This is a genomic window from Streptomyces sp. NPDC006610, from assembly GCF_040611575.1.
In the GTDB taxonomy this organism is placed as follows: domain Bacteria; phylum Actinomycetota; class Actinomycetes; order Streptomycetales; family Streptomycetaceae; genus Streptomyces.
This window is the reverse complement of record NZ_JBEXOP010000012.1, coordinates 47,619-66,354: the sequence shown is the minus strand read 5'-3', so window position 1 is coordinate 66,354 and position 18,736 is coordinate 47,619. Positions and strand designations below refer to the sequence as shown.

Sequence of the window (18,736 nt, the reverse complement as noted above, 5' to 3'; positions counted from 1 at the left end):
CGGCACCCCCCCGTCGTACGGGGAGTGCCGCCCACGGCACGGAAGGACGGTACCGATCCTCGGAAGGATCAGAAGTCCATGTCACCGCCCGGCATGCCGCCGCCGGCCGGCGCGGCGGCCTTCTCCGGCTTGTCGGCGATGACGGCCTCGGTGGTGAGGAACAGCGCGGCGATGGAGGCGGCGTTCTGCAGCGCGGAACGGGTCACCTTCGCCGGGTCGATGATGCCTTCGGCGACCAGGTCGACGTACTCACCGGTCGCGGCGTTCAGGCCGTGGCCCGGGGTGAGGTTGCGGACCTTCTCCACCACGACGCCGCCCTCGAGGCCGGCGTTGACGGCGATCTGCTTCAGCGGGGCCTCGAGCGCCAGCTTGACGGCGGCGGCACCGGTGGCCTCGTCGCCCTCGAGCTCCAGCTTCTCGAACACCTGGGAGGCCTGGAGCAGGGCCACGCCACCACCGGCGACGATGCCCTCCTCGACGGCCGCCTTGGCGTTGCGCACGGCGTCCTCGATGCGGTGCTTGCGCTCCTTGAGCTCCACCTCGGTGGCGGCGCCGGCCTTGATGACCGCGACACCGCCGGCGAGCTTCGCCAGGCGCTCCTGCAGCTTCTCGCGGTCGTAGTCCGAGTCGCTGTTCTCGATCTCGGCGCGGATCTGGTTCACGCGGCCCTGGACCTGCTCCGCGGAGCCGGCGCCGTCCACGATGGTGGTCTCGTCCTTGGTGATGACGACCTTGCGGGCGCGGCCCAGGAGGTCCAGGGTCGCGTTCTCCAGCTTGAGGCCGACCTCCTCGGAGATGACCTCGCCGCCCGTGAGGATGGCGATGTCGCCGAGCATGGCCTTGCGGCGGTCGCCGAAGCCCGGGGCCTTGACGGCGACGGACTTGAAGGTGCCGCGGATCTTGTTGACGACCAGGGTCGACAGGGCCTCGCCCTCGACGTCCTCGGCGATGATCAGCAGCGGCTTGCCCGACTGCATGACCTTCTCCAGGAGCGGGAGCAGGTCCTTGACGTTGGAGATCTTGGAGTTGGCGATGAGGATGTAGGGGTCCTCGAGCGAGGCCTCCATCCGCTCCATGTCGGTGGCGAAGTACGCCGAGATGTAGCCCTTGTCGAAGCGCATGCCCTCGGTGAGCTCGAGCTCCAGACCGAAGGTCTGCGACTCCTCGACCGTGATGACGCCTTCCTTGCCGACCTTGTCCATCGCCTCGGCGATCAGCTCGCCGATCTGGGTGTCGGCGGCGGAGATGGAGGCCGTGGAGGCGATCTGCTCCTTGGTCTCGACCTCCTTGGCCTGGTCGAGCAGGGCGGCGGAGACGGCCTCGACGGCCTTCTCGATGCCGCGCTTCAGGGCCATCGGGTTGGCGCCGGCCGCGACGTTGCGCAGACCCTCGCGCACCAGGGCCTGGGCCAGCACGGTCGCCGTGGTCGTACCGTCGCCGGCGACGTCGTCCGTCTTCTTGGCGACTTCCTTGACCAGCTCGGCGCCGATCTTCTCGTACGGGTCCTCGAGCTCGATCTCCTTGGCGATGGAGACACCATCGTTGGTGATCGTGGGGGCGCCCCACTTCTTCTCGAGGACGACGTTGCGGCCCTTGGGGCCGAGCGTCACCTTCACGGCGTCCGCGAGCTGGTTCATGCCGCGCTCGAGGCCGCGCCGCGCCTCCTCGTCGAACGCGATGATCTTGGCCATGTGAAGTGGTCCCTCCAGGACTGGGGGTGATTCCTTCGGACCGCGCCCGCGCCCGCGACGGACGGCTCGCCGGCCCCGTGGTTCCTTGCCCCACCTGGCCCGCGGGCCTCACCGACCCGGTCCTTCTTTGTCACTCTCACCTTCAGAGTGCTAACGCCAATGATTAGCACTCGGGTGTGGTGAGTGCAAGCGCCTCCCGGCATCCGGCCACCCGGAGGCGTGGGTCCGGACAGCCGGAAGCGCGGGTCCCGACCGCCGGAAGCGGCGGATCCGCGGACGGCCGAAGGCGACGGACCCGGAGGCCGGAGGCGGACCCGGAGGCCGGAGGCGCGGGCCCGGACAGCCAGAGGCGCGGGCCCGGACGGCCAGAGGCGTGGGGCCGGACGGCCGGAGGCGGACCCGGAGGCGGGCCCGGACGGCCGGGGACGCGGGCCCGGACAGCCGAAGGGCCCGCACCCCTGGGGATGCGGGCCCTTCGGAGAAAGACCTTCGCCTGCGGTGGTCGGTCGCGCGTTTCAGGCAGTGACGCGGACCATGTCGGCCTGCGGGCCCTTCTGACCCTGCGAGATCTCGAACTCGACTCGCTGGCCCTCTTCGAGGGTCCGGTACCCGTCCATCTGGATCGCGCTGTAGTGGACGAAGACGTCCGCACCACCGTCGACCGCGATGAAGCCGTACCCCTTCTCCGCGTTGAACCACTTGACGGTGCCCTGAGCCATGCCTAACTCCCCTATTACTGGCCCTTGCACAGATCCACACTTCGCGGACCCGGGTCAGATCTCACCCCCCAATGGCTGGGGGCGTGCGCCGGAACGCGTCGACCGCGGCCGAATGTATCTGTCCAACTGCCGTCTGCAACAGGTCAGTCGGACGAGAAATCTGGGCGCGAGCGGTCGGGAATTTACGGAAAATCCGCCAGACTTCAGGGCAAGCCGGACCGCGGAAAAGGCCAGGATGGCCGAAAAGGATCGCACACTTTGGCTACTTCTCGACGGAAGCGCAGCGTTCCACATATGCGCCCGGCAAGGTGAAAGGGGGCGCGTTCCCCAACTCTACCGTGCTCAATCACATTGAATGGCCCCCTCCGCTTCTCTTGGGGAGGGGGCCATTCAACGGACGTCCGGTGTTCAGCCGCCGGCGACGGCGGGGATGATCGACACGCCCGCGCCGTCCGGGGTGGCGGTGTCCAGACCCTGTTCAAAACGGACGTCGTCGTCGTTGACGTACACGTTGACGAAGCGGCGCAGCTTGCCCTGGTCGTCCAGGACGCGGGCGGCGATGCCCGTGTGGTTCTTCTCCAGGTCGGCGATGACCTCGCCGAGGGTGGCCCCCTCGGCGGCGACCTCGGCCTTCCCGCCCGTGTAGGTGCGCAGGATGGTGGGGATGCGGACGGTGACGCTCATGGCTCGGTGACCTCCGGTCGGGGTGGCTGGCGTACGCGGATGCGGAAGGGGGCGGCGGACCGGCGGATCAGGCGAGGCCGGCCGCGCGGAACGACTCCAGGCTCGGCCGGATGGTCGCGGTGAGCCCCGTCCCCGCCACGGCGTCCAGCGTCTTGAGACCGTCGCCCGTGTTGAGGACGACCGTGGTCTTCGCCGGGTCCAGCACGCCGTTCTCGATCAGCTTGCGGGTCACGCCCACCGTCACGCCGCCGGCCGTCTCCGCGAAGATGCCCTCGGTGCGGGCCAGCAGCCTGATGGCGTCCACGATCTGCTCGTCCGTGACGTCCTCCACGGCGCCGCCCGTGCGGCGGGCGATGTCGAGGACGTAGGGCCCGTCGGCCGGGTTGCCGATGGCGAGGGACTTGGCGATGGTGTCGGGCTTCTGCGGCCGGACGACGTCGTGCCCGGCCTTGTACGCGGTGGACACCGGCGAGCAGCCCTCGGCCTGGGCGCCGAAGATCTTGTACGGCCGGTCCTCGACCAGACCGAGCTTGATCAGTTCCTGCAGCCCCTTGTCGATCTTGGTGAGCTGGGAGCCGGAGGCGATCGGCACCACGATCTGGTCCGGCAGCCGCCAGCCGAGCTGCTCGCAGATCTCGTACGCGAGGGTCTTGGACCCCTCCGCGTAGTACGGCCGCAGGTTGACGTTGACGAAGCCCCAGCCCTCGCCGGCCGGGTCGCCGATCAGCTCGGAGCAGAAGCGGTTGACGTCGTCGTAGTTGCCCTCGATGCCGACCAGCTCGCCGCCGTAGACGGCGGCCATGACGACCTTGCCCTGCTCCAGGTCGTGCGGGATGAACACGCAGGAGCGCAGGCCGGCCCGGGCGGCGGCGGCGCCGACCGCGCCGGCCAGGTTGCCGGTGGAGGAGCAGGACAGGGTGGTGAAGCCGAAGGCACGGGCGGCCTCCAGGGCCTGGGCGACGACCCGGTCCTTGAAGGAGTGGGTCGGGTTGCCGGAGTCGTCCTTGACGTACAGACCGCCGGTCACGCCGAGTTCGCGGGCGAGGTTGTCGGCCTGGACGAGCTTGGTCCAGCCGGGGTTCAGGTTGGGCTTGTCCGCCACGTCGGCCGGGACGGGCAGCAGGGGCGCGTAGCGCCAGATGTTCGCGGGTCCCGCCTCGATGCGCCGCCGCAGTTCCTCGGTGTCGTAGGCCGAGAAGTCGTACGCGATCTCCAGCGGGCCGAAACACTCCTCGCAGGCGAAGACCGGTCCGAGGGGTACGCGGTGACCGCACTCGCGGCAGGAGAGCGCCGCGGCGGGACCCAGGTCCACGGAGGCGGCGGAATCGGTGGTGCTTGCAACGGTCTGCACAGCCATGTGAGGCGAGGCCCTTTCTCCTCATCTTCCTCACGACGCATCTCGCCGTGAGACGGATTTGGCACCTTCCCTAGCCGGGAGCCTCGCGGAAACGATCAACACTGATCTACGAGACCGGCTGGAGGGTTGCCGGGGCTTCATCGGGCCGTATCCCTCTGCCCCTCTGGATGAGCTGTATGTGGTTGTCGGCATGGCGACCCCCGACATGCGATGGTCACCAGCGTTGTTCAAGACTGTAACCGAAGGCCAGGACAGTTGAGATAGTCGTCCGAAGCGCGAGATGGATCACATGCCGGTCGGAACGTCCGGACATGTGCTCCCCCACTCGCCGAGAGAACGCGAAGGAGCCGCAGGCTGTGCTGGAAGAAGTCGAGCGCTGGCTGAACACCCGCTCCTGGTCCGCGACCGATCGCCCGCTGCACAAGATCCTGGCCGCCAAGCGTGCCACGGGCCAGTCGGTCAGCGTCGTGCTGCCCGCCCTCAACGAGGAGGAGACGGTCGGCGACATCGTCGCCGTGATCCGGCACGACCTGATGCACCAGGTCCCGCTCGTCGACGAGATCGTCGTCGTCGACTCGGGCTCCACCGACCGCACCTCCGAGGTGGCCGCCGCCGCGGGCGCCCGGGTGGTGCACCGCGACGAGATCCTCCCGCGCCTCCCCGCCGTGCCCGGCAAGGGCGAGGTGCTGTGGCGCTCCCTGCTGGTGACCGACGGGGACATCGTCTGCTTCATCGACGCGGACCTGCGGGAGTTCTCGTCGGACTTCGTCTCCGGGATCGTCGGCCCGCTGCTGACCGACCCGGACGTCGACCTCGTCAAGGGGATGTACGACCGCCCGCTGGGCGGCGCGGCGGGGCAGGGCGGCCGGGTGACCGAGCTGATGGCACGCCCGCTGCTCAACATGCACTGGCCGCAGCTGGCGGGCTTCGTGCAGCCGCTGGGCGGCGAGTACGCGGCCCGCCGCTCGCTGCTGGAACAGCTGCCCTTCCCCGTCGGGTACGGCGTGGAGCTGGGCATGCTGGTCGACGCCCTGCACCTGGTGGGGCTCGACGCGCTGGCCCAGGTGGACATCGGAGTGCGCAAGCACCGGCACCAGGACGGGCAGGCGCTCGGCCGGATGGCCGCGGCGATCTACCGCACCGCGCAGCTGAGGCTGGCGCGCGGGCATCTGATCCGGCCCGCCATCACCCAGTTCGAGCGGGGGTCGGAGGGGTTCGAGCCGCGCACGTACTCGGTGGACACGGAGGAGCGTCCGCCGATGGTGGAGATCGCGGAGTACGCGCGGCGCAGGGTGGCGTGAGGCGGCCGGGCGCGGGCCGGACGGGAGCGGAAGGGGCCGGACGAGAGGTCGGACGAGGAGCCGGACGGCGGGCCGCGCGGAGGGTCGCGCGGCCGGTCGTCCGCCGTCGCACGGCCGGTCGTATACGGCACGCGATCCGGCCGCCGAACTGCTGGAACCGTACGTTTGAGCGGTTGGGGGGCGGGCTAGGTTGAGGCTTATGGCTTCGACGTACGGTGCTGCACAGGTCCTGCTCGCCTCCAACCGGGGGCCGGTCTCCTACACGGTCGGCGAGGACGGTTCGCTGAACGCCCGCAGGGGCGGTGGCGGCCTGGTCTCCGGGCTGTCGGCGATCGGTCCGGACGCGGGCGCGCTGTGGGTGTGCTCGGCCCTGAGCGACGGGGACCGCGAGGCGGTGCGGCGCGGGGTGGGCGAGTCCGGGGTGCGGATGCTGGACATTCCGGGGGACGTGCACGCGGACGCGTACAACGGCGTCGCGAACTCGGTGCTGTGGTTCGTGCACCACATGCTCTACCAGACGCCGGTGGAGCCGGTGTTCGACGCGGAGTTCCGGCGCCAGTGGGCGTCGTACGTCACGTACAACGAGGCGTTCGCGCGGGCGCTGGCCGAGGAAGCGGCCGAGGGCGCGGCGGTGCTGGTGCAGGACTACCACCTCACGCTCGTGCCGGGGCTGCTGCGCGAGCTGCGCCCGGACCTGCGGATCGGCCACTTCTCGCACACGCCGTGGGCGCCGCCGGAGTACTTCCGGATGCTGCCGGACGACGTGGCCGGGCAGGTGCTGCGCGGGATGCTGGGCGCAGACCGGCTGGGTTTCCTCACCCGCCGCTGGGCGGAGGCGTTCACGGCGTGCTGCGAGGCGTTCGCCGGGGGCCTCGGCGGGACGCGCGTGGGCGTGCACGGCCTGGGAGCGGACGCGGACTTCCTGCGCCGGCGCTCGCGCGAGGCGGACGTCGAGGAGCGCATGGAGTCGCTGCGCGCGGAGATCGGCGAGGGCCGCCGGGCGATCGTCCGCGTGGACCGCACGGAACTCTCCAAGAACATCGTCCGCGGCCTGCTGGCCTACCGCCGGCTCCTGGAGGACCGCCCCGAGTGGCACGAGCGGGTGGTGCACGTCGCGTTCGCCTACCCGTCGCGGCAGGACCTCGCGGTGTACCGCGACTACACGGCGGAGGTGCAGCGCCTGGCCGCGGAGATCAACGACCAGTACGGCACGCCGGGCTGGACGCCGGTGGTCCTCCACGTCAAGGACGACTTCGCCCGCTCCCTGGCCGCGTACCGCCTGGCCGACGTGGCCCTGGTGAACCCGATCCGGGACGGCATGAACCTGGTCGCCAAGGAGGTCCCGGTCGTCTCGGACGACGGCTGCGCCCTGGTCCTGTCCCGCGAGGCGGGCGCCTACGAGGAACTGGGCGAGGACGCGCTGGTCGTCAACCCCTACGACGTCACCGCCACGGCGGAGGCCCTCCACGCGGCCCTGACGATGCCCGCCGCCGAGCGGGCCGACCGCACCAAGCGCCTCGCCGCGGCGGCGACGGCCCTCCCCCCGGCCCAGTGGTTCCTGGACCAGCTGAACGCCCTGCGGGGGGACGGGGCGGCCTGAGCACCCGGTGGGGCCTCGGCTTCCGGGACGGTGGATCGGATCGGTGAGGGCGGCGGCCTGAGCGGAACGGCCGCCCGCAGAGCCTCGGCCACCGGGCCCAACGGCTCCGCCGCGCCCGTTCGCCGACCGGCGCGACCCCGCCGCCGGACCGGCGATCGCGCCACACGGCGGGGCCGTGCAGCCGGCGGTGCACGGCCCGCCCGGGCCGCGGACCGCCCGGGCCCCTGCTCGTCCCGGCCGACCACCCGGCGCGACGGACGAGGTCGCACCAGCCACACGGGCCGCACCGCGGCCCGTTCGCAGCCGGGCCGGCCGACGGCGCTCGTCGGCCGGCACACGTCGGCCGCGGACGGACGGTGGTCACAGGGAAGGCCGCTGCGGCGGCCGGCCCCGCGGACGGAGCCGTCGGCGGCCGGCGGCCCACCGCGGTGCCGGGACCCCGCGCGACCGGTCCGGTACCGCCACGCGTCCGCGCCCCCGAGGGGGAGGGCTCAGCCCAGCCGTGCCGCCAACGCCCCCAGCAGGCCCACCACGCCCTCCGGGCCGTCGACCACCAGGTCCGCGCGTTCGCGCAGTTCCGTGACCTCGTCGCTGCCGCTGCAGACCAGGACGCCGGGGACGCCCTCGCCGCGGAGTTTGTCGACCGCGGCGAAGGCCGGGAGGTCGCCGAGGTCGTCGCCGGCGTAGAGGACCGACTCGGCGCCCGTGTCGCGGAGGTACTCCGAGAGGGCGACGCCCTTGTCGACGCCCGGGGGGCGCAGTTCGAGGACCATGCGGCCGGGTTCGACGATCAGGCCGTGGCGGGTGGCGAGGTCGGCGAGCGGCTCGCGCAGGGCCTCGAAGGCGGCCTGCGGGTCGGCGGCGCGGCGGGTGTGGACGGCGAGCGCGCGGCCCTTCTCCTCCACCCAGGTGCCCTGCCAGGCGCCGACCCCGTCGAGGACGCCGGGCAGTTCGGCCCGGACGGCGGCGACGCCGGGGTGCGGGGCGGGCGCGCTGACCTCGCCGCTGACGGCGTCCCAGCGTTCGGCGCCGTAGTGGCCGAGGACGACGAGGTGCTCCAGGCCGGGAACGCCCGCGAAGCCGCCGTAGCGCACGGCGACGCCGGCCGGGCGGCCGGTGATCACCGCGACGGCGGCGACCTCGGGGGCGAGGGCGGCGAGCGCGGACACCGCGCCGGGGTGCGCGCGGGCCTGTTCGGGGTCCGGCACGATCGGGGCGAGCGTCCCGTCGAAGTCGAGGGCGATCACCGCCTTGCCGGGCCGTGCGAGCAGGGCGTCGAGCCCGTCGCGGCCGGCCGGGGTCGAGGGGGTCGGCAGAGGGGGGTGGGGTTCGGTCTCGTGGCTGCCCATACGGGGACCATATCCACGCCGCCCGGCCTCAAGCAGCCCGGCCGCTACCGCTCGGCCCGCCGCCGGTCCCGTATCCGCCGCAGCCGGTTGACCGTGACCGGGTCGTGCGCCAGCGCGCGCGGGTCGTCCAGCAGCGCGTTGAGCAGCTGGTAGTACCGCACCGGCGCGAGGCCCAGCTCCTCGCGTATCGCGCGCTCCTTCGCGCCGGGCCCCGCGAACCCCCGCCGCTCCAGCCCGAGGATGTCCTGTTCCCGACGTCCGAGGCTCTCCTGGTCCATACAGGGCACGGTAACGCCGGCCACCGACAACGGCGGCCCGGGCTACCGGCCCGCCGCCGCGCTCTCCGCCGTCGTCGCCGTCGTCTGGAGTTCGCCGAGGACCGTGGCCGGGTTGACATCCCGGCTGCACCGCCGCGCCGATGCGCTTCTTCACCTGCGCGCTCACCGCCGCCCACGACGTCTTGTCCACCGGGTAGAACTCGGCCAGCGGCAGCTCGTCCAGGAAGGGCTTCAGGGCCCGGTCCTCGGGGGCCGCGCTCATCGTCTCGGAGGCGGACTGGGTGACCGGCAGCAGGTCGTACGCGCGGGAGAAGGCGACGACGTTCTTCTCGCCGTAGACGAAGTCCAGGAAGTCGCCCACCTCCTCCCGGTGCCCGTTCTGCCGGAAGGCCAGCATCCAGTCGGCCACCCCCATCGTGGCCCGGCTCTCGCCGCCGACGCCGGGCATCGGCACCATCCCGACCTTCACGCCCTCCCGCTCCGCCGCCTCCTTCAGCGAGGGATGGCCGTTGAGCATCCCCACCTCGCCGTCCGCGAACGCCTCGAACGCGTCGGCCCGGTCCAGCCTTCCCGGCGCGACCGGTCCGACCAGGTCCTCGCCGACCAGCTCGTCGCGCAGCCAGGTGAAGGTCTCGACGTTCTGCGGGGAGTCGATGGCGTAGGTGCCGACGGCGTCGGTGTAGCCGCCGTCCCCGCTGAGCAGCCACTGCATGGTCTCGGCCTGCGCCTCCTCGGGCCCGAGCGGCAGCGCGTACGGGTACTTCACGCCCCGCGCCTTGAGCGCCGCGGCGGCGTCGGCCAGCTCCTTCCAGGTGCGCGGGGGCGTGAGACCGGCCTCGGCGAAGAGGCTCTCGTTGTAGAACAGCAGCCGCGTGGAGGCCGCGAACGGCATCCCGTACTGGGCCCCGTTCACCTGCCCGGCCGACGCGAGGCGGGAGGCGAAGTCGGCCTGCGTGGTGATGGAGAGCAGTTCGTCGGCCGTGTAGAGCAGATCGTCGGCGGCGTAGTCGGCGTACGCGCCGATCTGCGCCATGTCCGGGGCCTTCCCGGCGTCGACCATCTCCCTGACCCGGCGGTCGACCTCGTTCCAGGAGTGGACCTCGACCTCGACGTCCACGCCGGGGTGTGCCGCCTCGTACTCGTCGACCAGCCCGGCCCAGTACTTCTTCGAACTGTTGGCGGCGCGGTCGCCGTAGTCGGCCGCGACCAGCCGCAGCGTGACGTTCCCGGAGTCCTCGCCGAGTCCGCAGCCGCCCAGGGCCGCCGTCAGGCCCAGTGCCGCCACCACCGCGATCGTTCCCGTCCTGCGCCGCTGCACGTCTTTACCCGCCCACCCTGTGTCGACTGCCGTTCGGTGATCGGTCACCGATCACCGCTCACTGATCACCGGTCACCGGTCACCGGAGATCCGAATTCCGATATTCGGATTAAGGTCTACACCACCGCATTGGACTAGACCTCTTCCGGGTCCACGGGCCACACTGTCCCCCGTGAGACACGTCATCGCCCTCGATGTGGGCGGCACCGGAATGAAGGCCGCCCTGGTCGGGGCGGACGGCGCGCTGCTGCACCAAGCGCGCCGGTCCACCGGCCGCGAGCGCGGACCGGAGGCGGTCGTCGCCGGCATCCTCGACTTCGCCGCCGAGCTGTACGCGGACGGCGAGCGCCGGCTCGGCGCCCCCGCGTCCGCCGCCGGCGTCGCCGTCCCCGGCCTCGTCGACGAACGCCGCGGCATCGCCGTCTACGCCGCCAACCTCGGCTGGCGCGACATACCGCTGCGCGACCTGCTCGCCGACCGGCTCGGCGGCATCCCGGTCGCCGTCGGCCACGACGTGCGCACCGGCGGCCTCGCCGAGGGCCGGATCGGCGCGGGGCGCGGCGCGGACCGCTTCCTGTTCGTGCCGCTCGGCACCGGCATCGCGGGCGCCATCGGCATCGACGGCCGGGTGGAGGCGGGGGCGCACGGCAGCGCGGGCGAGATCGGCCATGTCGTCGTGCGCCCCGGCGGCATCCCCTGCCCGTGCGGCCAGCGCGGCTGTCTGGAGCGGTACGCGTCGGCATCGGCGGTCGGCCGCGCGTGGGCCGAGGCGACCGGCGACCAGGGTGCGGACGCGGCGGCCTGCGCCGCAGCGGTGCGCTCCGGCGACCCGCGGGCACTCACCGTCTGGCAGGACGCCGTCGACGCGCTCGCGGACGGCCTGCTCACCGCGCTCACCCTGCTGGATCCGCGCACGATCGTCATCGGTGGCGGGCTCGCGGAGGCGGGGGAAACCCTGTTCGCACCGCTGCGGGAGGCCCTCCGGCGGCGCGTGACCTTCCAGCAGCCGCCGTCCGTGGTCCCCGCGGCCCTGGGGGACACCGCCGGCTGCCTGGGCGCCGGGCTCCTCGCCCGGGACCTGCTCGACTCCCCTACGACTCCCCCGGAGGTAACCACCTGATGGCCCCTAGCAAGGTTCTCGCCGGCGCCCGGGTGGTACTGCCCTCCGGGGTGGTGCCCGACGGCCGCGTGATCGTGGACGGCACGCGGATCGCGGACACCGCCCCCGCGGACGCGCAGACGCTCGACGTCACCGGCCACTGGCTGGTCCCGGGCTTCGTCGACCTGCACAACCACGGCGGCGGCGGCGCCTCCTTCACCTCCGGCACGGTCGAGGACGTCCTCGCCGGCATCCGCACCCACCGGCGGCACGGCACCACGACCCTCGTCGCCTCCACGGTCACCGGCGACATGCACTTCCTCGCCGAACGGGCCGGCCTGCTCTCGGAGCTGGCCGAACAGGGCGAGATCGCCGGCATCCACTTCGAGGGCCCGTTCATCTCCCCCTGCCGCAAGGGCGCCCACTCCGAGGAACTGCTGCGCGACCCGGACCCGGCGGAGGTGCGCAAGCTGATCGACGCCGCGCGCGGGCAGGCCCGGATGGTCACCCTCGCCACCGAACTGCCGGGCGGCGTCGACTCGGTGCGGCTGCTGGCCGAGCACGGGGTGATCGCGGCGGTCGGCCACACGGACGCGACGTACGAGCAGACCGTCGAGGCGATCGAGGCCGGCGCGACCGTCGCCACGCACCTGTTCAACGCGATGCCTGTGCTCGGACACCGCGCCCCCGGGCCCATCGCCGCCCTCCTGGAGGACGAGCGGGTCACCGTCGAGCTGATCAACGACGGCACCCATTTGCACCCGGCCGCCCTGGAACTGGCGTTCCGTCACGCGGGGCCCGGGCGGGTGGCGTTCATCACCGACGCGATGGACGCCGCCGGCTTCGGCGACGGCCGCTACATGCTCGGCCCGCTGGAGGTCGAGGTCGCGGACGGAGTGGCCCGGCTCGTGGAGGGCGGCTCGATCGCGGGCTCCACACTGACCCTGGACCTCGCCCTCAAGCGGGCGGTGACCGTCGACCGGATCCCGGTGGAGCACGCCGTCGCCGCGCTGTCCGCCAACCCGGCCCGACTGCTCGGCCTCGACGACCGCATCGGCTCCCTGGAGCCCGGCAAGGACGCCGACCTGGTCCTGCTGGACGAGGAGTTCGAGGTCAGAGGCGTGATGCGGCGGGGCGAGTGGGTGGTCGCACCTCAACTGCCCTGAAAAATCCGCCCTCAAGAGACGGTGGCCGGTACCGGGTCTGGGCCGGCCGCCGTCTCTTTGGCATGATCGACGCACCGGCGCCGTACCGGCACGTCGTCACACCAGCACAGTCACTCGGGGGAGGTCGGCCCAGGTGATCCTCACGGTCACGCTGAACACCGCTCTCGACGTCACCCACCACGTCCGGGAACTGCGCCCCGGCGTCCCCCACCGGGTCTTCGACGTGCGCGAACGCCCCGGCGGCAAGGGCGTCAACGTCGCCCGCGTACTCGCCGCCCTCGGCCACGAGACCACGGTCACCGGGTTCGCCGGCGGCGGCACCGGCCGGATGCTCCAGGAGCGGCTGAGGGACACCCCCGGCGTCCACGACGCCCTGGTCCCCATCGCCGGCGACACCCGACGCACCCTCGCCGTCGTCGACCGGCGCACCGGCCACACCACCCAGTTCAGCGAGCCCGGACCGGTCATCGCCCCGGCGGAGTGGTCCGCCTTCCAGGAGGCGTACCAGGACCTGCTCGCGTCCGCCTCGGCGGTGGCCCTGTGCGGCAGCCTGCCGCCGGGCGTGCCCGTGGGGGCGTACGCCGGGCTGATCCGGGCGGCGCGCGCGGCCGGGGCGCTCGTGGTCCTGGACACCAGCGGCGAGGCGCTGCGCCGCGGCATCGCCGCCCGGCCCGACGTCGTCAAGCCGAACTCCGACGAACTCGCCGAACTCACCGGCTCGCTGGAGCCGTCGCGGGCCACGCAGGACGCCCGGCGGCGGGGCGCCCGCGCGGTCGTCGCCTCGCTCGGCGTGGAGGGGCTGCTGGCGGTGACCCCGGAGGGCCGCTGGCGCGCCGCCGCGCCGGTGCGGGCGCGGGGCAACCCGGTGGGCGCGGGCGACTCGGTGGTCGCGGGCCTGCTCTCCGGCTACGTGGAGGGCCTGACCTGGCCGGACCGCCTCACCCGCGCGGCGGCCCTGTCCGCGGCGACGGTCCTGGCCCCGACGGCGGGCGACTTCGACCGCCGCGCGTACGAGGAGATGCTGGCGCGGGTGGCGGTGGACGACGGCGCGAGCGCCGCCTGACCCCTCCCCCTGCCCGGCCTCCTACTTGACCCAGCCCTTTTCCAGCCACACCCGGTCGAGGTTGGCGTCGCACTGGTTGCCCTGCTCGCAGGAGATCCTGATGGTGTTGGTGCCCTTGCTGAGCTGGACGTAGTTGTAGGTCTGCGTCCAGCCCTTCTCGTAGTCGCCCTCGGGGGCGCCCGCGTAGTTCTTGAGGCTGACCGGCGTGGTCAGCGGGGTGCCGTTGACGGTGAGGGTGGCGTTGCCGTCCTTGCCGGGGACGCCGTAGGCGATGAAGACGGTGTACTTGCCCGCCTTCGGGATGCCGTTCACCGTCCAGGTCGCCGCGGAGCCGACCTGGTTGAAGCCGGTGACGTAGACCCCGCCGTCCGCCTTCGCGCCCGGGACGTCGGAGGCGGTGGTGGCGGTGCCCTCCAGGCGCAGCGTCTTGGCGTCGGCCTCCGGCAGCTCCCCCTCCTCGGACACGCTGCTCTCGCTGGACGGGGTGGACTCGGCGCTCTCGCCGGCGGCCGGTGCGGTGGGCGTGGGGCTCGGGTCCGCGGCGCCGTCCTCCGCGTCGCCGCCGAGCATGGCGACGCCGATGCCGATCACCACGGCCGCGACCACCGCGACGGCGCCGATCAGCAGGCCCTTGGTGTTCGGCCCGCGCCCGCGCCCGCCCCCGCCGACGCCGCCCGAGTGCAGCGGCTGCTGCGTGGTCTGCGCGCCGCCCGGGAAGGTCTCGGGCGCGGCGTAGTGGGCGCTGGGCCGGCCGTAGGCGGCGGCCGGCTGCTGCGGCGCGGCCTGCTGCCCGTACGGCCGCTCCCCCACCGTGCGCACCCTGCTGACCGAGTTCGGGTAGCCGTAGCCACCGGACGGCGGCTGGGCGCCGTTGGCCTGACCGTCGGCGTAGAGGTAGCCGAAGGGGTCGTCGTCCTCGGGCGTGCTCGCGCCGTTGTTGCCGGGCGTCATCCCTTGGTACTCCTCAACAGGTGCGGAACGGATGCGGTACGGGTGGTGAGAAGGGCGAGCCTACCCGCTCCGGATGACCCGAACGGGTGACTCAGCTCGCATCAAACCGCTGACCTGCGGCTCATCCCGCACGCCGGTGCTGTTTGGGACGAGACCGTTTCTCGACGTACATCCGTTCGTCAGCGGATTTCAGGACCTCGTCCGCCGTCATGCCGCAGTGCGCCCACCCGATGCCGAAGCTGGCGCCCACGCGGACGGCCCGTCCCTCGGCCCGGATCGGCTGGATGATCTCGTTGCGCAGCCGTACGGCGAGGTCCTGCGCGTCGGCCCGGCCGAGCCCGTCGGCGAGGATCACGAACTCGTCGCCGCCGAGCCGCGCGACCGTGTCGCCGTCCCGGACGCCGTTGCTGAGCCGGCGGGCCACCTCGATCAGGACGGCGTCGCCCGCGTTGTGCCCGAACCGGTCGTTGATCGACTTGAAGCCGTCGAGGTCGCAGAAGAGGACCGCGAGCCCTTTGGTCCCGTCGTCGTGGTCCCCCTCGGGGGCGACGGTGTGCACATGGTGGTCGTAGACGTCGTACGGCTCCCCGCCGCCCTGCGGGAAGGCGAAGCTGTCGTAGCCGGTGTGGCCGTAGGCGGCGTCCTGGGAGTCGTAGGCGCCCGGGTGCCCGGCCTGCGGGCGGCGGCACAGCCGGGACGAGAGCCGGGAGCGCAGCTCTGCGGAGTTGGGCAGGCCGGTGAGGGAGTCGTGGGAGGCGCGGTGGGCGAGCTGGAGCTCGCGGCGCTTGCGCTCCTCTATGTCCTCGACGTGGGTGAGCAGGAAGCGGGGGCCGTCGGCGGCGTCGGCCACGACGGAGTTGCGCATGCTCACCCAGACGTACGTGCCGTCGCGGCGGCCGAGGCGCAGCTCGGCCCGGCCGCCCTCGGCCGAGGTCCGCAGCAGCGTGCCGATGTCCTCGGGGTGGACCAGGTCGGAGAAGCAGTAGCGGCGCATCGCGGAGGCGGGGCGGCCCAGCAGCCGGCACAGCGCGTCGTTGGTGCGCAGGATGCGGCCGTGCTGGTCGCCGCCCATCTCGGCGATGGCCATGCCGGAGGGGGCGTACTCGAACGCCTGCCGGAAGCTTTCCTCGCTGGCCCGCAGCGCCTGCTGTTCCCGCTCCAGGCGGACCAGGGCGCGCTGCATGTTGGCGCGCAGGCGGGCGTTGCTGATGGCGATGGCGGCCTGGAAGGCGTACATCTGGAGCGCTTCACGCCCCCACGCGCCCGGGCGCCGCCCGTTGCGCGGCCGGTCCACGGAGAGCACGCCGATCAGCTCGCCGGACGTCCCGCCGCCCTGCGCGCCCGGAGCGTACATCGGCGCGAAGAGCCGGTCGGCGGGGTGCCACTCGTCCTCGAAGCGGGGCGCGGGGCCCTCGGTGTACCACTGGGGGACGTCGTCGTCGTCGAGGATCCAGCCCTCGGTGTGGGGTATGAAGACCAGCCCGCCCCAGGTCTCGCCCATGCTCAGCCGGCGGTCCCAGGACTCGCGCGAGCCGACCCGGCCGGTGATCAGCGCCTCGGCGGCGGGGTTTCCGGCGAACGCGGCGACGACGAGGTCGCCGTCCGGCCGGACGAGGTTGACGCACGCCAGTTCGTATCCGAGGGCGGTGACGACCCCGTTGGCGACGGTCTGCAACGTGTCCGCCAGGCTGCGCGCCGTGTTCATGTCGGCCATGACCTGGTGCAGCCGCCGCAGGGAATCAAGACGGACGTACGGCTCCGACTCGGTCTCCATGCTCACCCTCCCCCCGAGACCTCGCGGCGAATCAAGGGTTCTCCTCGCCACTGAATCACAGCGCGCTCCCCACTCGGTACACAGGGTCAACAATTCATGTCCCTTGTGACTCAAGTCACAACATAACGTGAGCAATTGAGCGGGGTTTCTGCGTTTTTTCCTTGCGTTCACCGAGAGCTTTATCGGCGACGTGTCCGACTGGGGTCCTAGGACCGTCCTCGGGCAGAGGTCCGATGCGGTGGGCGTCCACCGGAGACTAGCGTCTTGGTGTGTTCCCTACATCCACCGGCACCGCGACCGCACCGCTCTCACCCGTCCCGGCCGACGGGCATGCTGAGGGGGTGAGCAACGACGAGTTCCGTGCCGCGATGTCCCGGCTGGCGGCGGGCGTGGTCCTGGTGACCGCGCAGGAGCCGCCGCTCGACCCCGACGACCCCTCGGCACCGGGCGGCGAGGACGTCGGGATGACGGCGACGTCCTTCATGTCGGTGTCCCTCGACCCGCCCCTGGTCCTGGTGAGCCTGCGCGAGGGCTCCCGGATGGACGACCTGCTCGACGAGCAGCCGCTGTGGGGGGTGTCCGTCCTGGCCGAGAGCCAGCGGCACGTCGCGGGCCGCTTCGCGATGCGCGGCCGCATCAGCGACCGGCTGCTCTTCGAGGACATCGCGTACACGCGCGGCGAGCTGACCGACGCCCCGCTGGTGGGCGGCGCGCTGGCGGTCCTGGAGTGCCGCACGGAGCAGCGGGTGACGGCGGGCGACCACACGCTGGTGATCGGGCGCGTGCTGACGGCACGCGTGCCGAGCGCGGAGGGCGGGCCGCTGCTGTACTTCAAGGGCAGGTACCGGCAGCTGGGCTGAGCGACGGCTGCGGCCGCCAGCCATCGGTCACCGGACGCCGGTCGTCCGTCGTCAGCCGCCGGTCGTCCGTCGCGTCAGCCGCCGGTCGTCCGTCGCCGGTCGGGCGGGTACCTACTGCCAGTTGCGGCCGGACCGCCCCCGCTTGGTCTCCGCCCGCTGCTTCTTCTCCCGCAGCCGGCGCTCGTTGATCCCGCGCGGGATCCGGGTCGGCCTGCGGGGCTTGGGCGGGGGCGCGGTCGCCTCGGCGAGCAGCGCGGCGAGCCGTACGGCGGCCGCCTCGCGGTTGCGCCACTGGGAGCGGTGCTCGGAGGCCCGTACGGTCACGACGCCGTCGAGGAGCCGTCCGGCCAGCCGCTCCAGGGCGCGCTGCTTCCACACCTCGGGCAGGGCCTCGGTGGCCGCCAGGTCGAACCGCAGCTCGACCTGCGAGTCGCTGGTGTTGACGTGCTGGCCGCCCGGCCCGGAGGAGCGGGAGAAACGCCACATCAGCTCGGCCTCGGGGAGCGAGACGGAGCCGCGGATGACGTGAGGACCGGACATGGTTGACATGTTCCCGGTTGGACGGGGCCCGAGTCACGCGAATATCCACCATCCCCGGCCGGCGCGGGTAAAGAAAGTAAAGAAGAGGGAACCCGTGGCACCCCCCTCCGCGTTCATAGGGGTAGATGTAGCTTCGTCCCGTACGAAGCCTCAACCGCACCGCGCATCGCAACGAGGGAAGGAACTGCCGACCATGGCTGTAAGCCTGTCCAAGGGTGGCAACGTCTCGCTCACCAAGGAGGCTCCGGGCCTGACGGCCGTCACCGTCGGCCTCGGCTGGGACGTCCGCACCACGACCGGTACCGACTTCGACCTCGACGCCTCCGCGATCGCGGTCAACCCGCAGGGCAAGGTCTACTCCGACGCCCACTTCGTCTTCTTCAACAACAAGCAGACGCCGGACCAGACGATCGTCCACACGGGCGACAACCGCACGGGTGAAGGCGCCGGCGACGACGAGGCCATCAACGTCAACCTGGCCGGTCTGCCGGCCGACGTCGACAAGATCGTCTTCCCGGTCTCGATCTACGACGCGGAGAACCGCTCGCAGAACTTCGGCCAGGTCCGCAACGCCTACATCCGCATCGTCAACCAGGACGGCGGCACCGAGATCGCCCGCTACGACCTCTCCGAGGACGCCGCCACCGAGACGGCCATGGTCTTCGGCGAGCTCTACCGCAACGGCGCCGAGTGGAAGTTCCGCGCCGTCGGCCAGGGCTACGCCTCGGGCCTGGCGGGCATCGCCCAGGACTTCGGCGTCAACGTCTGAGCATCCGCTCGACGCCTCGCGGCACGGCGACGGGCCCTTCGACCCCCCGGGGTCGAAGGGCCCGACCCGTTCCGGCACGAGGGCGGAGCGGGCAGGCCTCGGGCGGCGCGGGCAGGGCCGAGCCTGCCGCCGTCGCCGCGTGCGGGCGCCGTGCCGCCCGGACTGCCGTCCCAACGTGCCGTCCGGACCACCGCACCGCCCGGCCCGCGCATCGCCG

General features: G+C 72.5%; 16 protein-coding genes, 1 pseudogene and 1 riboswitch. Of the genes and pseudogenes, 7 read left to right on the top strand and 10 right to left on the bottom strand.

From position 1 onward, the window contains the following. Nucleotides 1-68: 68 nt before the first annotated feature. The 4 genes from groL to thrC form a co-directional block, all read right to left on the bottom strand. The gene (groL, locus tag ABZY13_RS12475; protein ID WP_356629638.1) at nucleotides 69-1,691 is read right to left on the bottom strand and encodes a chaperonin GroEL; all 1,623 of its coding nucleotides are present in this window, start codon (nucleotides 1,689-1,691) and stop codon (nucleotides 69-71) included. 515 nt (nucleotides 1,692-2,206) lie between these two features. Continuing rightward, nucleotides 2,207-2,410, bottom strand: coding sequence for a cold-shock protein (locus tag ABZY13_RS12470; RefSeq protein WP_004986573.1), 204 nt, complete (start codon nucleotides 2,408-2,410; stop codon nucleotides 2,207-2,209). Between the two features lie 408 nt (nucleotides 2,411-2,818). After that, the gene (locus tag ABZY13_RS12465; protein ID WP_356629636.1) at nucleotides 2,819-3,094 is read right to left on the bottom strand and encodes a ubiquitin-like small modifier protein 1; all 276 of its coding nucleotides are present in this window, start codon (nucleotides 3,092-3,094) and stop codon (nucleotides 2,819-2,821) included. Nucleotides 3,095-3,161: 67 nt separating this feature from the next. Next, complete coding sequence (thrC, locus tag ABZY13_RS12460) at nucleotides 3,162-4,451, bottom strand: threonine synthase (RefSeq protein WP_356629634.1); 1,290 nt, start codon at nucleotides 4,449-4,451, stop codon at nucleotides 3,162-3,164. Nucleotides 4,452-4,469: 18 nt separating this feature from the next. Then, nucleotides 4,470-4,625: riboswitch (SAM riboswitch) on the bottom strand. A 182-nt stretch (nucleotides 4,626-4,807) separates the two neighbouring features. Between thrC and ABZY13_RS12455 the strand changes: the two genes are divergently transcribed. Then, nucleotides 4,808-5,752 carry a glucosyl-3-phosphoglycerate synthase gene (locus ABZY13_RS12455; RefSeq protein WP_356629632.1) on the top strand — a complete coding sequence of 315 codons (945 nt, stop codon included), beginning with the start codon at nucleotides 4,808-4,810 and terminating at the stop codon, nucleotides 5,750-5,752. A 199-nt stretch (nucleotides 5,753-5,951) separates the two neighbouring features. Further along, nucleotides 5,952-7,352 (top strand): trehalose-6-phosphate synthase, encoded by a 1,401-nt coding sequence (locus ABZY13_RS12450; protein ID WP_356629630.1) that lies wholly within the window; start codon nucleotides 5,952-5,954, stop codon nucleotides 7,350-7,352. 491 nt (nucleotides 7,353-7,843) lie between these two features. Here the strand turns inward: ABZY13_RS12450 and otsB are convergent, their stop codons facing one another. The 3 genes and pseudogenes from otsB to ABZY13_RS12435 form a co-directional block, all read right to left on the bottom strand. Further along, nucleotides 7,844-8,701, bottom strand: coding sequence for a trehalose-phosphatase (gene otsB, locus ABZY13_RS12445; protein WP_356629628.1), 858 nt, complete (start codon nucleotides 8,699-8,701; stop codon nucleotides 7,844-7,846). A 44-nt stretch (nucleotides 8,702-8,745) separates the two neighbouring features. Beyond that, entirely contained in the window at nucleotides 8,746-8,979 is a 234-nt protein-coding gene (locus ABZY13_RS12440) for a DUF3263 domain-containing protein (protein WP_356629626.1), read from the bottom strand. 42 nt (nucleotides 8,980-9,021) lie between these two features. Beyond that, nucleotides 9,022-10,297, bottom strand: a pseudogene (locus ABZY13_RS12435) (extracellular solute-binding protein). A gap of 172 nt (nucleotides 10,298-10,469) precedes the next feature. Here ABZY13_RS12435 and ABZY13_RS12430 point away from each other — a divergent pair. From ABZY13_RS12430 to ABZY13_RS12420, 3 genes are all read left to right on the top strand, one after another. Beyond that, entirely contained in the window at nucleotides 10,470-11,417 is a 948-nt protein-coding gene (locus ABZY13_RS12430) for an ROK family protein (protein ID WP_356629624.1), read from the top strand. Then, nucleotides 11,417-12,562 (top strand): N-acetylglucosamine-6-phosphate deacetylase, encoded by a 1,146-nt coding sequence (nagA, locus tag ABZY13_RS12425; protein WP_356629622.1) that lies wholly within the window; start codon nucleotides 11,417-11,419, stop codon nucleotides 12,560-12,562. The genes ABZY13_RS12430 and nagA overlap by 1 nt, the downstream gene beginning before the upstream one ends. A gap of 133 nt (nucleotides 12,563-12,695) precedes the next feature. Continuing rightward, a complete protein-coding gene (locus tag ABZY13_RS12420) occupies nucleotides 12,696-13,625 on the top strand; it encodes a 1-phosphofructokinase family hexose kinase (protein WP_356629620.1) in 930 nt (309 codons plus the stop codon). A gap of 21 nt (nucleotides 13,626-13,646) precedes the next feature. Here ABZY13_RS12420 and ABZY13_RS12415 read toward each other — a convergent pair whose 3' ends face one another. Both ABZY13_RS12415 and cdgB read right to left on the bottom strand, forming a co-directional pair. Beyond that, nucleotides 13,647-14,576, bottom strand: a complete 930-nt coding sequence (locus tag ABZY13_RS12415; RefSeq protein ID WP_356629618.1) for a carbohydrate-binding protein — start codon at nucleotides 14,574-14,576, stop codon at nucleotides 13,647-13,649. Nucleotides 14,577-14,697: 121 nt separating this feature from the next. Then, nucleotides 14,698-16,350 (bottom strand): diguanylate cyclase CdgB, encoded by a 1,653-nt coding sequence (cdgB, locus tag ABZY13_RS12410; protein ID WP_356629616.1) that lies wholly within the window; start codon nucleotides 16,348-16,350, stop codon nucleotides 14,698-14,700. Nucleotides 16,351-16,718: 368 nt separating this feature from the next. Here cdgB and ABZY13_RS12405 point away from each other — a divergent pair, with 368 nt between their 5' ends. Beyond that, nucleotides 16,719-17,210, top strand: a complete 492-nt coding sequence (locus ABZY13_RS12405) for a flavin reductase family protein (RefSeq protein ID WP_356629868.1) — start codon at nucleotides 16,719-16,721, stop codon at nucleotides 17,208-17,210. A 111-nt stretch (nucleotides 17,211-17,321) separates the two neighbouring features. On the opposite strand, the gene arfB is transcribed toward ABZY13_RS12405, so the two are convergent. Next, a complete protein-coding gene (arfB, locus tag ABZY13_RS12400; RefSeq protein ID WP_356629614.1) occupies nucleotides 17,322-17,759 on the bottom strand; it encodes an alternative ribosome rescue aminoacyl-tRNA hydrolase ArfB in 438 nt (145 codons plus the stop codon). Nucleotides 17,760-17,943: 184 nt separating this feature from the next. Here arfB and ABZY13_RS12395 point away from each other — a divergent pair, with 184 nt between their 5' ends. Further along, nucleotides 17,944-18,519: a TerD family protein gene (locus ABZY13_RS12395; RefSeq protein WP_356629612.1), complete on the top strand. Its 576-nt coding sequence runs from the start codon at nucleotides 17,944-17,946 to the stop codon at nucleotides 18,517-18,519. The last annotated feature ends 217 nt before the right edge of the window (nucleotides 18,520-18,736 follow it).

Bases quoted from the DNA above. Each gene is read 5' to 3' on its own strand.
- groL (WP_356629638.1), bottom strand. From the start codon at position 1,691: ATGGCCAAGATCATCGCGTTCGACGAGGAGGCGCGGCGCGGCCTCGAG.
- ABZY13_RS12470 (WP_004986573.1), bottom strand. From the start codon at position 2,410: ATGGCTCAGGGCACCGTCAAGTGGTTCAACGCGGAGAAGGGGTACGGC.
- ABZY13_RS12465 (WP_356629636.1), bottom strand. From the start codon at position 3,094: ATGAGCGTCACCGTCCGCATCCCCACCATCCTGCGCACCTACACGGGC.
- thrC (WP_356629634.1), bottom strand. From the start codon at position 4,451: ATGGCTGTGCAGACCGTTGCAAGCACCACCGATTCCGCCGCCTCCGTG.
- ABZY13_RS12450 (WP_356629630.1), top strand. From the start codon at position 5,952: ATGGCTTCGACGTACGGTGCTGCACAGGTCCTGCTCGCCTCCAACCGG.
- otsB (WP_356629628.1), bottom strand. From the start codon at position 8,701: ATGGGCAGCCACGAGACCGAACCCCACCCCCCTCTGCCGACCCCCTCG.
- ABZY13_RS12440 (WP_356629626.1), bottom strand. From the start codon at position 8,979: ATGGACCAGGAGAGCCTCGGACGTCGGGAACAGGACATCCTCGGGCTG.
- nagA (WP_356629622.1), top strand. From the start codon at position 11,417: ATGGCCCCTAGCAAGGTTCTCGCCGGCGCCCGGGTGGTACTGCCCTCC.
- ABZY13_RS12415 (WP_356629618.1), bottom strand. From the start codon at position 14,576: ATGACGCCCGGCAACAACGGCGCGAGCACGCCCGAGGACGACGACCCC.
- cdgB (WP_356629616.1), bottom strand. From the start codon at position 16,350: ATGGAGACCGAGTCGGAGCCGTACGTCCGTCTTGATTCCCTGCGGCGG.
- ABZY13_RS12405 (WP_356629868.1), top strand. From the start codon at position 16,719: ATGTCCCGGCTGGCGGCGGGCGTGGTCCTGGTGACCGCGCAGGAGCCG.
- arfB (WP_356629614.1), bottom strand. From the start codon at position 17,759: ATGTCAACCATGTCCGGTCCTCACGTCATCCGCGGCTCCGTCTCGCTC.
- ABZY13_RS12395 (WP_356629612.1), top strand. From the start codon at position 17,944: ATGGCTGTAAGCCTGTCCAAGGGTGGCAACGTCTCGCTCACCAAGGAG.